Source organism: Verrucomicrobiia bacterium (genome assembly GCA_019694135.1).
Lineage (GTDB): Bacteria > Verrucomicrobiota > Verrucomicrobiia > JADLBR01 > JAIBCM01 > JAIBCM01.
Genome location: JAIBCM010000002.1, coordinates 131,480 through 146,354 on the forward strand (window position 1 = coordinate 131,480; position 14,875 = coordinate 146,354).

A 14,875-nucleotide genomic window follows, 5' to 3' on the forward strand; every position below is an offset into this window, starting at 1 on the left:
TTTAAGATAGAAAAGGTTGTTTTTAAAAAAAGATAAAATTTTTTTAAAAAACTATTGACTCATTAAAAGATTTCAGTAGTTTATCGACTTCCCTGATCTTCTTGGCTGTCCTTTTTTCAGAGTGAAATGGAGTAAATGCAGAGAGTTTGAGGGCTAAATTTTTTTAGATTAATTTTTGTTCTTTGACAGTTTGGCTTTTTGAAATAAATCAAAAGGTAGATATACAACAGCGAAAGTTGAATTGTGCGATTCTTAAGCAATTCAATGAGTTTTTTAAATTATCTCGCTTCGGCGGGATAATCCTAAGCAAAGTAAATATTTCTTCGGAAATAATAAAAGCTTCAGGATCACTTTCTTTTCGGAGAGTTTGATTCTGGCTCAGAACGAACGCTGGCGGCGTGGATAAGACATGCAAGTCGTGCGAAACTTATTTGGTAGCAATATTGAGTAAGTTTAGCGGCGAAAGGGTGAGTAACACGTGGGAATCTACCCAGAAGTGTAGAATAGCCCGCCGAAAGGCGGATTAATACTGCATGTGGTCGCAAGACTAAAGCGGGGGACCGTAAGGCCTCGCGCTTCTGGAGGAGCCCGCGTCCTATCAGCTAGTTGGTGAGGTAACGGCTTACCAAGGCTATGACGGGTAGCTGGTCTGAGAGGACGACCAGCCACACTGGAACTGAGACACGGTCCAGACACCTACGGGTGGCAGCAGTCGAGAATTTTTCACAATGGGCGCAAGCCTGATGAAGCGACGCCGCGTGGAGGATGAAGGGATTCGTCTTGTAAACTCCTGTCACTGGGGAAAAATGCTTCGATTCTAATACAATCGGAGTTGATGTTACCCAGAGAGGAAGAGACGGCTAACTCTGTGCCAGCAGCCGCGGTAATACAGAGGTCTCAAGCGTTGTTCGGATTTACTGGGCGTAAAGGGTGCGTAGGAGGTTTTTTAAGTCGAATGTGAAATCCCGCAGCTCAACTGCGGAACTGCATTCGATACTAAAAAGCTGGAGGGTCGGAGAGGTTGCTGGAATTCTCGGTGTAGCAGTGAAATGCGTAGAGATCGAGAGGAACACCAATGGCGTAAGCAAGCAACTGGAAGAACCCTGACTCTGAGGCACGAAAGCTAGGGGAGCAAACGGGATTAGATACCCCGGTAGTCCTAGCCGTAAACGGTGTCCATTAGGTGTTGGCGGAATCGACCCCGTCAGCGCCGCAGCTAACGCGTTAAATGGACCGCCTGGGAAGTACGGTCGCAAGATTAAAACTCAAAGAAATTGACGGGGACCCGCACAAGCGGTGGAGTATGTGGCTTAATTCGATGCAACGCGAAGAACCTTACCTGGGCTTGACATGCTTTGTTCAAACGATGAAAGTCGTTGGTCCGCAAGGACGAATTGCACAGGTGCTGCATGGCTGTCGTCAGCTCGTGTCGTGAGATGTTGGGTTAAGTCCCGCAACGAGCGCAACCCCTATGTTTTGTTGCTCGCAAGAGATCTCGAAACAGACTGCCCTGTCAAACGGGGAGGAAGGTGGGGATGACGTCAAGTCCGTATGGCCCTTACGGCCAGGGCTGCACACGTACTACAATGCCTGGTATAGAAGGAAGCAAGACCGCAAGGTGGAGCCAATCCCCAAAACCAGGCCCAGTTCGGATTGGAGGCTGCAACTCGCCTCCATGAAGTTGGAATCGCTAGTAATGGCGCATCAGCTACGGCGCCGTGAATACGTTCCCGGGTCTTGTACACACCGCCCGTCACATCATGAAAGCCCGTTGTACCCGAAGCCGGTTTTAAAATCGTCTAAGGTATGGCTGGTAATTGGGATGAAGTCGTAACAAGGTAGCCGTAGGGGAACCTGCGGCTGGATCACCTCCTTTCTAAGGAGTTATTCTTTGCAATGTGAAAATTCAAATTTGAAATTTCACATTAGCAAGATAGGTCGGACGCTACCGTTAGGATTAACCTAACCACGCGTTATAAATCTTTTATTGGGAAACCAATAAAAGTAATTGCTTAAGCGCACAATTCAACTTTCGCATCAGGTAGTGACTAGTGACTGGTGACTAGTAACTCGTTTTTACCAGTTACCAATCACTAGTTACCGGTTACCCCTAAAAAAAAGGGGGGTATAGCTCAATTGGTAGAGCACCTGCTTTGCAAGCAGGATGTTACCGGTTCGAGTCCGGTTACCTCCATAAATCTCCGTGGTGATCATTTCAAATTTGAGATTTGAAATTGGCGCACAAGCAAGCTCGGGCCTGTAGCTCAGTTGGTTAGAGCATGCGCTTGATAAGCGCAGGGTCACTGGTTCGAGCCCAGTCAGGCCCATGATTAAAAGCCAAACGTAACACTTTCGTTTATTCCGCTTAGCGGAATAAATAAAGTTCTTTGACAGTCTAGCATGAAAGTCTTTTCGAATTTTTCCCCGTAAAACGGGATAAAATTCTGAAAGGGTAAATACAACTTTGTGCTGAGCCCGTTCCATTATTGGAACGGTTCAGAACGATTTCAAACACAAGAATCAAGCTACAAAGGGCACATAATGAATGCCTTGGCGCTGATAGGCGAAGAAGGACGTGATAAGCTGCGATAAGCTTCGGTGAGTGGCAAATACACTTTGATCCGGAGATCTCCGAATGGGATAACCCACCACGGGTAATGCCGTGGAACTGCCGGTTGAATTCATAGACCGGTAAGAGCAACACCTGCTGAAGTGAAACATCTCAGTAAGCAGAGGAAAAAAAAGCGAAGCGATTCCCTCAGTAGTGGCGAGCGAAAGGGGAACAGCCCAAACTGGAAGGCTTGCCTTCCAGGGTTGTAGGACCACGACATGGTATGACAAAGATTAGGTGAAGCGGATGGAAAGTCGCCCCATAGACGGTGAGAGGCCGGTAACTAAAAATTAGAGTCAACCTAGTGAGTTCCTGAGTAATGCGGTGCACGTGAAACCCCGCATGAATCCAGACCGACCACGGTCTAAGGCTAAATACTAATCAGCGACCGATAGTGAACAAGTACCGCGAGGGAAAGGTGAAAAGCACCGCTGTGAGCGGAGTGAAAGAGTACCTGCAATTATGTGCTTACAAAGTGTCAGAGCCCAGCACTTTCTGCTTCTTTGGCGAAAAGATTTATGTTTTATACTTACATACTAAAAAATCCAAAAGACGGCGAACTATATTACGGTTTTACCCGTAATCTCAAACAATGTTATCGCGATCATCAAAAATTATTGCGACACGCAGGTTGAAAAATAGTTTATTACGAAGCTTATTTAGATGAGCGTGATGCGCGAAAACGTGAACGAATGCTCAAACAATATGGCAACTCCCGTAGTCGGTTAAAACAAAAAATACAACATAGTCTATCTCAGAGATTAGAAAGTGCTGGGTGATGGCGTGCCTTTTGCTTAATGAGTCTGCGAGTTATTGTCCATGGCAAGCCTAAGGGCCTTTAGTCCGGAGGCGAAGCGAAAGCGAGTCCGAAATGGGCGTCCTAGTCGTTGGCAGTAGACCCGAAGCGGAGGTGATCTACTCTTGGTCAGGATGAAGTCTCCTTAACCGGAGATGGAGGTCCGAACAGGTGAACGTTGAAAAGTTTTCTGATGAACTGAGAGTAGGAGCGAAAGACTAATCAAACCCCGTAATAGCTGGTTCTCCCCGAAATGTATTGAGGTGCAGCCTCGGATGCTGACCTGTGGAGGTAGAGCACTGAATGGACTAGGGCCCACACCAGGGTACTGAATCCAATCAAACTCCGAATACCATAGGGCGCAATCCGGGAGTAAGGCAGTGGGGGATAAGCTCCATTGCCGAGAGGAAAACAGTCCAGACCGACAGCTAAGGTGCCAAAATACCGCGAAGTGGAAAGGATGTGATCTTACATAAACAGTGAGGATGTTGGCTTAGAGGCAGCCATCATTTAAACAGTGCGTAACAGCTGACTCATCGAGTGAGATCGCGCCGAAAATGATTGGCGATTAGCGGTATACCGAAGCTTCGGATACGTTAACATTTCGATATTAACGCATGGTAGGGGAGCGTTCCAAGGTGCTGTGAAGCCGAAGGGAAACCGACGGTGGAGCGCCTGGAAGTGAGGATGCAGACATGAGTAGCGATAAGACAGGTTTAATTCCTGTCCGCCGTAAACCCAAGGTTTCCTGGGGAAGGTTCGTCCTCCCAGGGTTAGTCGGGACCTAAGTCGAGGCCGTAAGGCGTAGGCGATGGACCAACAGGTTAATATTCCTGTACCACCGACATTTAACCTAGAATACACAAGACTAGAGAATAGCAAGGTGCTGAATGTCCTTGTCCCGCAAGGGGACGCAGAGGCCACGGCTGAAGCTGATTATTCAAAAGTTTTGTCGAGAAAAATTCTAGGGTATACTAAGGTGCCCGTACCGTAAACCGACACAGGTGGGTGGGTAGAATATACCCAGGCGCGTGAGTGAAGTCTCCTGAAGGAACTCGGCAATCTAGCCCCGTAACTTCGGAAGAAGGGGCGCCCCTAGCAATAGGGGCCGCAGTGAAAGGGGTCAACCGACTGTTTAACAAAAACACAGCGCTCTGCTAAGTCGCAAGACGACGTATAGGGTGTGACACGTGACCAATGCCGAAAGATTAAGGCAAGAGGTTAGCTTGTAGCAATATAGGCGAAGCTTTGAACCCAAGTCCCGGTGAATGTCGGCCGTAACTATAACGGTCCTAAGGTAGCGAAATTCCTTGTCGGGTAAGTTCCGACCTGCACGAATCGTGTAACGAGTTGACCGCTGTCTCCAGGAGATGCTCAGCGAAGTTGTAATGGCGGTGAAGATGCCGCCTACCCGCAGCAGGACGGAAAGACCCCGTGCACCTTTACTGTAAGCTGTTACTGTGTTTTCGTTTCAGATGCTTAGCGTAAGTGGTAGACAGTGAAGCTACTCTCTCGGGGGTAGCAGAGTCGTCAATGAAACACCACCCTTTTGCAATGAGAATACTAACCCTGAGTCCCGTGAAACCGGGCGGGGGACAATGGCAGCGGGTCAGTTTGACTGGGGCGGTTTCCTCCCAAAAAGTAACGGAGGAGTGCGAAGGTCAGCTCAGGCTGGTTGATAATCAGCTGTCGAGCGTATGGGTAGAAGCTGGCTTAACTGTGAGACCTACAAGTCGAGCAGATGCGAAAGCAGGCCCAAGTGATCCGGCGGTTGAATGTGGAATTGCCGTCGCTCATCGGACAAAAGGTACGCCGGGGATAACAGGCTGATCGCGCCCAAGAGTTCATATCGACGGCGCGGTTTGGCACCTCGATGTCGGCTCATCACATCCTGGGGCTGGAGAAGGTCCCAAGGGTCCGGCTGTTCGCCGGTTAAAGTGGTACGCGAGCTGGGTTCAGAACGTCGTGAGACAGTTCGGTCCTTATCCGCTGTGGGCGTTAGGAAATTTGAGGGATTCAATCTCTAGTACGAGAGGACCGAGATTGACGCACCTCTGGTGTTCCGGTTGTCACGTCAGTGGCAGCGCCGGGTAGCTATGTGCGGAAGAGATAAGCGCTGAAAGCATCTAAGCGCCAAGCTCCTCCCAAGATAAGATTTCCCTATTAGGTACGTGGAAGACCACCACGTTGATAGGCCAGATGTGGAAGCACAGTAATGTGTTAAGCTAACTGGTACTAATATACCAATCGACTTGATTCTTTTTTTCTTTGTTTTCGCAAACTCCGGACATTATTTTCGTCCGGAGCCACGAAAGCAGAATTTCGTCTGAAATATCACTCAGCACAAAGTTGTATTTATTCTTAAAAGCTGTCAGCTATCAGTTTTCAGCTTTTCAACAAAGACTTAAACCATGCTAGATTTTGGCAACTCATCAGAGATCTTGCCTAGATTCAGTCGATGCGCGAATAACATGAGCGCACCAAGTGACTGGACGCAAGTCCTCTGGTGACCAGAGAGATGCGGTCCCACCCGGTCCCATTCCGAACCCGGAAGTGAAACACATCTTCGCCAATGGTAGTGCGGGTATAGCCCGTGTGAGAGTAGGTCGTTGCCAGTTTTAATACCCAGCCCTTCGCTAAACGAAGAGCTGGGTTTTTTTATTTTGATAAGCGAGATTTTACGATTTTCCTTAGGAGGGCGATGCTCTCCATCAGATGTGTCATCCTCGGGCTTGACCCGGGGATCCATTTTTACCATATTTAACTTTCACTTATGCCTCGTCGTCTTGATCACATCGACTTAAGAGTTCCAGATCTAAAAAAATCAGAACCTTTTTATAACAAACTATTACCAGCTTTAGGGTTTACGCGAGCCGCCGATGTTGGAGGGTGGATTCAATTTAATGCTGAAGAGGGTGTTAGCGAATTTTTTGGTGTGACCGAAAGCAAAACTCATCAACCGAACGAAAATCGGATCGCTTTCTGGGCAACTTCCAATGAAGAAGTCGATCGATTAGCAAAACTGCTTCATCAAATTGACGCGCTAAATATTGAAGGACCCGGTTTTGACGAAGGACCAACTTATTATGCGGTCTTCTTTGAAGATCCGTTTGGTAATCGCTTAGAAATTTGTCATCGCACCCAAAATTAATTAGCATTTTTAAGATAATGAAAGTGGATTTTGCTAATATCAATGATCTTGAGCAGGTTGCTTTGTTATTCGATCAATATCGACAGTTTTATAAACAAGAATCAAACCTGACTGAATCACGAAAATTTATTGAACAAAGATTAGTTGCTCAAGATTCGGTTATTTTCTTAGCAAAAGATGAAAATCAAATCGCATTAGGATTCACTCAACTTTACCCTTTGTTTAATTCCATTACCTGCAAACGATCACTCATCCTTTACGATCTTTTTGTCGCGACGAATTATCGTAGGCAAGGCGTGGCTCAGCAATTGATGAAAAGTGCTAAAGATTATGCTTTGAAAACGGGCGTAGATCGCATGGAATTATCCACTGCAAAAACAAATGCGAGCGCGCAAAAACTTTACGAGAGTTTGGGATGGAAAATTGATCCTGAATTTCATTATTACGTTTTGGAATTGCCATAAAAATCATTACGATCTCTCTCTTCACCCATCGTTAAACAAGAAATGGCGCGTTGCAATGGAAAGATATCCCTTTTGATGAACCTATCGTCGTACCCTCCGATCTTTTCGATTCGAATTTGTTAGTACGAATTTCTCATGATTAAACATTTTAATTGATTTGAACTAACTTATAAGGTTTGTAAAAGTGAAAACGTTATGTTTTTAGCTTTTTTAGCTGTAAGTGCAGTCATTGGTTATATTTTTTTCTTAAATTGGAAAAAAACTGAAAGAAAAAAACGCCTATTATTACGCTATAAAGATTCTGAATTAGTTGAAAAATTAATTCAGAAAAAAATCTGGATAAATCAAACGCAAGAGCAATTGTTAGATTCCTTAGGTAAACCATACGACATTGATGAAAAAGTTTTAAAAACTAAGAAGAGAGAGATTTGGAAATATAAACCCAGAGGGCATAATCGATATGGATTAAAGATTACTTTAGAAAATTCTTATGTGATAGGATGGGATTTAAAAGATTGATTCCAAAATATATGAATAAACAAGAATTTAAATCCTATAGAAAAAAGAGCCCTTCAGAACTTCTTCCATTTGTATCAGGTGATAAACCTGCCTCAGAAAAACATATTGCCGCAAAATTAGAATTAGAAAGAAAAGCTAATAGGCCTGCTTTTTGGATGTCGGTTATTGCTATAATAATTTCAATTCTTTCACTCTTAGTTTCTATTTATAAGTAATAGTTAATAAATCGCCGAAGTTAAATGTGCCAATGTTCAAGTAAATATCTAATTAACATAGAAGATTGCCTAACCTGGCTTCCTCAGCAAAAATCCAGTTCTTTTCAGCTCATCGTCGCTGATCCGCCTTATTTTCAAGTGCAGCTCAAAGAAAAATGGGATAATGCGTGGGTGAATGAGGCAGCTTATGTGAAGTGGATGATGAGTTGGTTGAGGGAGGCGAAGCGGGTGTTGCATTCGACGGGGTTGCTTTATTTGTTTGGACAGTTGGGAAAACGGGAAAATGTTTTTTTACAGGTGATGGCGCAAGCAACGAAATTGTTTCAGTTTCATGATTTGATTATTTGGGATCGAGCGGTGGGTTACAATGAGCGACGCGATTCCTTCACGCCGCAATATGAGATGATTTTAGTTTTGAGAAAAAGTGAGAAACCTTATTTCAATAAATCAGCGGTGCGCGAGCCTTACGATGAAGCCACGAAACAAATTTATCTCAAAGATAAACGCTATAAAGATTTGAGAAAGCGAAAGTTTCATTTGGAGCAGGGAAAATTTGCGACGAATTTATGGCGAATTCCTTCGTTGAAAGGTGCGAGCAAAGAAAAAGTGGGGCATCCCACACAGAAACCGTTGGCCCTTATTGAACGTATTATTCTTTCGAGTTCGAGAAAAGGGGAGTGGGTGTGTGATCCGTTTTTGGGTTCGGGCACGACGGCGGTTGCAGCTTTGAAACATGGTAGGGCGTTTGCGGGTTGTGAAAGGGATGCGAATTATATAAAATTGATCCGAAAACGGTTGCAAAAATCTTGACCCTTCTCTTCTATTTCAGCTTATGGAAGAGGTGAAAAGAAGAATTGGAGTTGAATTTCTTTTTTTACGCCAAACTTTTAAAGCAATATTGCAAATTGAATCTCCTCCTGTTTTTTGGCGCTTAATTATAGGTTTTATTTTTCCCGCCTGGTTGTTGGCATGTGGAACATTATATTTTTGGGGCGAAGCGCAAGGCAACTATAGCAAATATTTTGAAGAAAATATGCCCGGCACTTTTCTTTCGACTGCTTTGCTTTTGGCAAGCAGTTTGATTTGTAGCGTGATAGCTCGGAGTTTGATTCCTCAGAATAGGAAAAAGATTTTCACTTTTTTTGTTGTGATACAGATTTTGGGTATGCTGGTTATTGGAAGTATTTATACTTTTGATTTGATTGATTCTCCTGATCAAAAGATTTATTCATTTCACGATGGTCGAATTGGAGAGGTAATTCTTTGGATTTTTTGGAGTTTGTTGTTGGGCTTGATGTTTATCATGTGGCCGATGTCGTCTTCCTTTGCTCGTTTTTGGTTGTTAATGAGTTTGTTGCTTGGTTTTGCGGGTTTGGACGATTTGTTAATGTTTCATGAGAGAATTGCCAAAATGATTTCAAATTTTTTGCATTTGCCAAAGGGCCAAAATTATTGGTTGCGAATTCATATGAACGATATTTTGGCTTTAGCTTATGCTCCGGTGGCGGCCTTAGTGTGGTTTAGATATCGACGGGATGTTGCGCGTCTTTGTTGGATGCTTCGAACTTTGGCTTTAGCCAGTATTTTTTTCTTAGGATCGTCGTATTTTGATTTTGGTCATGCGGGCGCGTTTCGTGAGGAGTCGTTAAAGATTGGAACAGGCGCTCTGATTTTAGGCAGTTTTCTTATTGCTTATCATGAAATTAAATTGCTCAAAATAGCTGATCGCTAAATGATGAGAGCGATCTTTTATTCGTTAGAATTAGGTATAATACGAATGCCTTGGTCAGGATAAAGTTGCCGATAAGCTACTGCTCGCAATCCAATAATGGCTGCAACACCCACGATATCTTGCACGGTAGAACCTCGTGAGATATCGGCTGCGGGTTTGGAAAGTCCCATGAGAATCCGTCCATAGGCATCGGCTTTGGCGAGGCGTTGGACGAGTTTTGTGGCAATGTCGCCTGAGTTGAGATCGGGAAAGATCAAAACATTGGCTTGGCCTTTTAATGGACTGTCAGGCGCTTTTTGTTGGGCGATTTCTGGCACAATGGCGGCGTCCGCTTGAAGTTCACCATCGATTTCGATTTCGAGATTTTGATCCCGTGCTCTTTGTTGAGCGAGAGCGGTGGCAGCAATTATTTTTTCAGTGCTATGGGTTTTAGCGCTGTTTCGCGTGGAAAAAGAGAGAAAAGCAACATTGGGTTTTTCGCCGGTGAGTTGGCGTGAAAGTTGCGCGGCTTCTAGGGCAATGACGGCGAGCTGATCGACAGTGGGCTCAGGAATCACGCCGCAATCGGCCAGAAAAAAAAGGCCTTTATGGGCTAATTGTTTGTTATGCACTTGCATGACCATGCAGCTGGAGACGCTGGGCACTCCGGGTAAAGGCTTGATGAGACTAAAAAGGGGTCGCAATAAACTGACGGAGGCCGTGCTGACGCCGCCCACCATGCCATCGACTTGTCCGTGTTGAAGCATCATCGCGGCAAAATAGTTAGGGATAGCCATCATTTTGCGAGCTTCTTCATCCGCAATGTCGCGATATTTAGGCAGTTTTTTTAAGCGATCGCAAAAAAGTTCGAGATCATCGGCTTTTTCCGGATCGATGACATTAATAAAAACGAGGCCCACACCATGTTGGCTTGCAATTTCGGCAATTTCATCACGTTTTCCTAGAAGGATTACCGGGCCGAGTTTCCGTTTTACGTATTCGCCAGCGGCTTGAATGATACGAGGGTCGTTGCCCTCCGGAAACACAATGCGTTTCGGATGACGTTGCAATTTTTCGAAAATAGTATGAATAAAAGCCATGAATTAAAATAGTTATAATGCAGAATGTAGAAATAACAAGGCTAGGCTAAAAGTGGACAAATTTTTACTCACTTGTTACGCTTTTTAACTCTATGAATGATGCTTCTTTTACTGTTTCAGGAAATATTGTAGATGTGGTGAGCGGAAAGATTCAGCCTGGCACATTGGAAGTTAGAGAAGGGAAAATTCAGAATATTCAGTGGAATCAAGAAAAGTATTCGCATTTTGTGATGCCCGGTTTTGTGGATGCGCATATTCATATTGAAAGTTCGATGTTGCCGCCCCCAGAGTTTGCGCGCTGGGCGGTGATTCATGGCACAGTAGCAACGGTTTCTGATCCGCACGAGATTGGCAATGTGTTGGGAGTTAAGGGTGTAGATTACATGATTCAGGAAGGGCAGCGTACCCCTTTCAAATTTTTCTTTGGCGCGCCTTCCTGTGTGCCTGCCACTTCATTTGAAACGGCTGGCGCGACCATTACAGCGGATGAAATTGAGTCGCTGTTGAAGCGGGATGAGGTAAAATATCTCAGTGAAATGATGAATTTTCCTGGAGTTCTGGAACGACAGCCAGAAGTGATGAAGAAAATTGAAATCGCACAAAAATTGCAAAAACCGATTGATGGGCATGCTCCGGGGTTGCGCGGATCAGATGCGGAACAGTATGCCAGTGCGGGTATTTCTACGGATCACGAATGTTTCACGAAAGAGGAGGCGCTGGATAAAATTGCGCGTGGGATGAAAATTTTAATCCGGGAAGGATCAGCGGCTAAAAATTTTGAAGCGCTTTATACTTTAATCGAAAGTCATCCTGACTTTTGTATGCTTTGTAGCGATGATCAGCATCCGAATGAATTAGTTAAAGGCCACATTAATTTGCTAGTGAAACGTGCGATCGAAAAAGGAATTGATTCTATAAAAACTTTGCGCGCAGCGACTCTCAATCCCGTGAGACATTATCATTTGGAGGTTGGTCTGTTGCAAAAGGGTGATCCCGCAGACTTTTTAGTGGTAGAGGATCTAAAAAATTTTAATGTGTTAGCGACTTACATTAATGGTCAAAAAGTGGCGGAGACTGGAAAAAGTTTGTTGCCTCGAATAAAAAGCCCATTGATTAATCATTTTGAAACCTCACTAAAAACTGCTGCGGATTTTCAATTCAAAAATAATAGAGACGGTGAGTTGGATGTGATCGAGGCGTTGAATGGTCAACTCATCACGCGCCATTTAAAGTTGAAACCTCGATGGAATTCTCAAAAGGCGGAATCGGATCTGGAGCAAGATATTTTAAAAATAACAGTGGTGAATCGTTACCAATCGGTCAAACCGGCGATCGGATGGATTAAGAATTTTGGTTTAAAACAAGGCGCAATCGCTTCTTCCGTGGCGCATGATTCGCATAATATTGTTGCGGTGGGAGTGGATGATGAATCGTTGGCCAAAGCGGTGAATTTGTTGATCGAAGCTAAAGGCGGCATTTCTGCTGCCTCACAAACTGTTTCAGAAATTTTACCTTTATCCATCGCAGGCTTGATGTCGCCTGAAGCAGGTGAGGAGGTTGCTGCGGGTTATGAAAAATTGGATCGATTGGCTAAAGAGTGGGGTTCGCAATTAGACGCGCCCTTTATGACTCTCGCTTTCATGGCGCTTTTGGTGATTCCTGATTTAAAATTGAGTGATCGAGGATTGTTTTCTTTGGGTAAAGGGTTTGTAAGGAATTGTTAAATTTGATAGTTATGGTCAATTTTGTTGACAGAAATTTTTCTAAAGATAAAACTCAATTTTATTATGCCCCTAGAAACTCGTTCTAATGCATTTCGTGAATCCGATGAAGAGAGGGGCGCACGTTTGACACGTCTTTTTGAAGAAAGTTTCGGGAATCTTGAGCCTAAGGTGGAAGTTATTAGTAAAAGTGGAGTGAGGAGTGATTGTCTAGATTTAAATATAACGAATTGGGAAAATGCCATGACGCATGTTCCTGAGGTTAAATATAGAGAAAAAAGTGTTACCACCACAAATAATGCTGGTGTAACGGGCGGAGGAGTTTTTGGTGGTACAACTTATGGAGGTTCAACTACGACTACGACCACACGAACGCCTATAGGTTTTACCCGGCCTAACATGGATCCTGCCCTTGATAATAATTCCTTTAGAATTAGAATTACTGATCCTTTGCCAAATGGAGAAAACAAAAAACCAAAAGCATCTATTGTTGTTCCTTTACGAATCAATGGGCCTGATGGCGAGCTTTTAGAAAATGTTGAGATAAAGTTGCAATGGAATAAAAAAGAGAAATATTACGAAAGTCAGGATTTAGTTTTGGTTTCCAGTGTTATGGAAGATGATCTGAAAACAAAAACTTTGCCTAAAGATGATACAGCGAAAGATCAAACTTTCTTAGCTGTTCCAGGAGCAACTTTAGCTATCGATTATAAAGAAAAATCTTACACTGTCGCAAATGTTCCTGTTCGTTGTGAAGTCAACATGCAACCTTTTATTTTGTCGGGAGGAAATGCGATTCCTCAAGAGGAAATTGCTGAGCGTGTGGATAGGCATTTAGCATTTTCCAATGAAGTATTTGCTCAAGCAGGAGTGGTAATTCGACCACAACAAGAAATAAGTAACGCACCTGAAATTCCTGGAATGGATTTAAATGATGGAAACTTTGATCGTAATGATCATGAAGCATTAGAAAAGTATCTGAAGGAACATCCACAGGGGAATGCTATTCCTGTGTTTTATGCCAATGTAGATGTTATTGATAATGATGTTGTCAACCCACTTGTGGATGACAACCAAATCCAAGAGCAAGGTTATTATTTTTCTCGTAGTGATGGAATTGAGTTTATTGTAGTGAGCACCAGAGCTCCCCTAAATACTTTTGCTCATGAAATGGGGCATAAAATGGGATTGTCGGATTTTAATTTTGAGCAAAGCCTTGAAACTCCGGTAGCAACAGAAAATTTTAGAAAAACTAATATTATGGCTTATGATAATGTGGTTGTTTCTGAAACGGGTGACAAAATTATTCCAGACTCGAAACGCTATTTGTCGAACGAACAAATTGAAACAATTCATAACAATATGAATTGTCGCAAAGTGGTTGCACCAGAACAAGCGCCTTCACTTGATCCACAAAATAAACTTGATCCTGCTGTGCCAAATGCCACTCCTCAAAAAGTCGACTTTCAGCCGAGTATTTTGCCCTAATAACAGATTAAGGCTTGACAATTTATTACTCAAATCATAGATTGATTACCGTCTAGTTACTGTTTGAGCTTTGCCTTGATTCTATTTTTTATAAAGAGCGATCTAACCCATCGCTCTTTTTTATTTGATTAATATTGTGGAAAAAAGATTTTCTCAATTACCGAACAAGTTGGTTTACGCCTTATCAGGAGGTGTGGATTCGGTGGCATTGCTTCATTGCTTGATCGAAGCTGGATTTCAGCCGATTGTTGCTCATTTTAACCATCGCTGGTTTCTGCATGAGGATGACTATGAAAAATTTTGTTGTGTTTTGGCTAAGAAATGGAACCTAAAATTTGTAACTCAACGAGCTAAAAAATCGGCTCACGCTACTGAGACGGTTGCGCGCGAGGCGCGTTATGATTTTTTAGTTCAGACTGCGAAACGTTTTCGATGCTCGGGGATTGTGACGGCCCACACGGCCAATGATCAGGCGGAAACGGTGTTGATGCGTCTCTTGCGCGGTGCAGGAAGTCGCGGTTTGAGCGCGATGAAATGGAAGTCGCAGCGTGGAAATGTTACTATTTTTCGTCCCTGGTTGGAAGTGACGCGAGAAGAAGTTTTGCATTACGCAAAAACGCATCATTTAAAATGGTATGAAGATCCGGTAAATGAAGAGTTAACTCGTTTTCGAGGCAAAATTCGCCATCGACTTTTGCCCTATTTAAAAAAGCATTTTGATGCAAATTTAGTAAAACGACTTTGTCAGGCAGCCGATTTGTTGGCAGAAGAAGACGCTTATTTAAATGAGCAGAGTCGTAAACTTTTGCAAACAATTCGCGATCGAAGTCAGCCTCATCGCTTGGTCACCCGGGAACTTACGAAATTACCCTTGGCTTTGCAAAGACGCGTGATTCGTGAGTGGTTGGAAAAGGAAAAGGTGAAAGATATCGATTTTGAGTTGATAGAGAATATTTTGAAAATGTTGCAGGATCGTTGCTTGGCGCGCTGTAATCTTACTAAAGGTTGGCAAGTTTGTCGTAAGGAGGCGAGGCTTTGGATTAAAAAATGATGGATTTGCCCGCTAATCACGCGAATGGAGGCTAATTTTTTAAAAACA

At 43.6% G+C, this 14,875-nt stretch carries 10 protein-coding genes, 2 tRNA genes and 3 rRNA genes; 14 read left to right on the forward strand and 1 reads right to left on the reverse strand.

The genetic code is table 11. The features are described 5' to 3' along the window. Positions 1 to 355 precede the first annotated feature (355 nt). The 11 genes from K1X66_03065 to K1X66_03115 all read left to right on the forward strand — a co-directional run bounded on the left by K1X66_03065 (position 356) and on the right by K1X66_03115 (position 9,488). Positions 356 to 1,876 (forward strand): 16S ribosomal RNA (locus K1X66_03065). A 245-nt stretch (positions 1,877 to 2,121) separates the two neighbouring features. Continuing rightward, positions 2,122 to 2,194: transfer RNA gene (locus K1X66_03070), tRNA-Ala, on the forward strand. A 59-nt stretch (positions 2,195 to 2,253) separates the two neighbouring features. After that, a tRNA-Ile gene (locus tag K1X66_03075) sits at positions 2,254 to 2,327 on the forward strand. A gap of 191 nt (positions 2,328 to 2,518) precedes the next feature. Further along, a 23S ribosomal RNA gene (locus tag K1X66_03080) occupies positions 2,519 to 5,667 on the forward strand. 242 nt (positions 5,668 to 5,909) lie between these two features. After that, positions 5,910 to 6,025: ribosomal RNA gene (gene rrf / locus K1X66_03085) — 5S ribosomal RNA — on the forward strand. Together the 16S, 23S and 5S rRNA genes with 2 tRNA genes alongside form the textbook arrangement of a ribosomal RNA operon. A gap of 155 nt (positions 6,026 to 6,180) precedes the next feature. Continuing rightward, positions 6,181 to 6,558, forward strand: a complete 378-nt coding sequence (locus K1X66_03090; GenBank protein ID MBX7157351.1) for a VOC family protein — start codon at positions 6,181 to 6,183, stop codon at positions 6,556 to 6,558. A gap of 17 nt (positions 6,559 to 6,575) precedes the next feature. Beyond that, positions 6,576 to 7,022 carry a GNAT family N-acetyltransferase gene (locus K1X66_03095; protein MBX7157352.1) on the forward strand — a complete coding sequence of 149 codons (447 nt, stop codon included), beginning with the start codon at positions 6,576 to 6,578 and terminating at the stop codon, positions 7,020 to 7,022. 195 nt (positions 7,023 to 7,217) lie between these two features. Continuing rightward, positions 7,218 to 7,541, forward strand: coding sequence for a DUF2845 domain-containing protein (locus K1X66_03100; GenBank protein MBX7157353.1), 324 nt, complete (start codon positions 7,218 to 7,220; stop codon positions 7,539 to 7,541). A gap of 11 nt (positions 7,542 to 7,552) precedes the next feature. Continuing rightward, on the forward strand, positions 7,553 to 7,756 hold the full coding sequence (locus tag K1X66_03105; protein ID MBX7157354.1) for a hypothetical protein: 204 nt from the start codon (positions 7,553 to 7,555) through the stop codon (positions 7,754 to 7,756). Positions 7,757 to 7,780: 24 nt separating this feature from the next. Further along, complete coding sequence (locus K1X66_03110; protein ID MBX7157355.1) at positions 7,781 to 8,566, forward strand: site-specific DNA-methyltransferase; 786 nt, start codon at positions 7,781 to 7,783, stop codon at positions 8,564 to 8,566. A gap of 31 nt (positions 8,567 to 8,597) precedes the next feature. Then, positions 8,598 to 9,488 (forward strand): hypothetical protein, encoded by an 891-nt coding sequence (locus tag K1X66_03115; GenBank protein ID MBX7157356.1) that lies wholly within the window; start codon positions 8,598 to 8,600, stop codon positions 9,486 to 9,488. Positions 9,489 to 9,505: 17 nt separating this feature from the next. Here the strand turns inward: K1X66_03115 and K1X66_03120 are convergent, their stop codons facing one another. After that, the gene (locus K1X66_03120) at positions 9,506 to 10,567 is read right to left on the reverse strand and encodes a phosphotransacetylase (protein MBX7157357.1); all 1,062 of its coding nucleotides are present in this window, start codon (positions 10,565 to 10,567) and stop codon (positions 9,506 to 9,508) included. Between the two features lie 92 nt (positions 10,568 to 10,659). Between K1X66_03120 and ade the strand changes: the two genes are divergently transcribed. The 3 genes from ade (at position 10,660) to tilS (ending at position 14,827) form a co-directional block, all read left to right on the forward strand. After that, positions 10,660 to 12,291 carry an adenine deaminase gene (gene ade, locus K1X66_03125; protein MBX7157358.1) on the forward strand — a complete coding sequence of 544 codons (1,632 nt, stop codon included), beginning with the start codon at positions 10,660 to 10,662 and terminating at the stop codon, positions 12,289 to 12,291. Between the two features lie 63 nt (positions 12,292 to 12,354). After that, complete coding sequence (locus tag K1X66_03130; protein ID MBX7157359.1) at positions 12,355 to 13,776, forward strand: hypothetical protein; 1,422 nt, start codon at positions 12,355 to 12,357, stop codon at positions 13,774 to 13,776. Between the two features lie 136 nt (positions 13,777 to 13,912). Then, positions 13,913 to 14,827: a tRNA lysidine(34) synthetase TilS gene (gene tilS, locus K1X66_03135; protein ID MBX7157360.1), complete on the forward strand. Its 915-nt coding sequence runs from the start codon at positions 13,913 to 13,915 to the stop codon at positions 14,825 to 14,827. Positions 14,828 to 14,875: the final 48 nt, after the last annotated feature.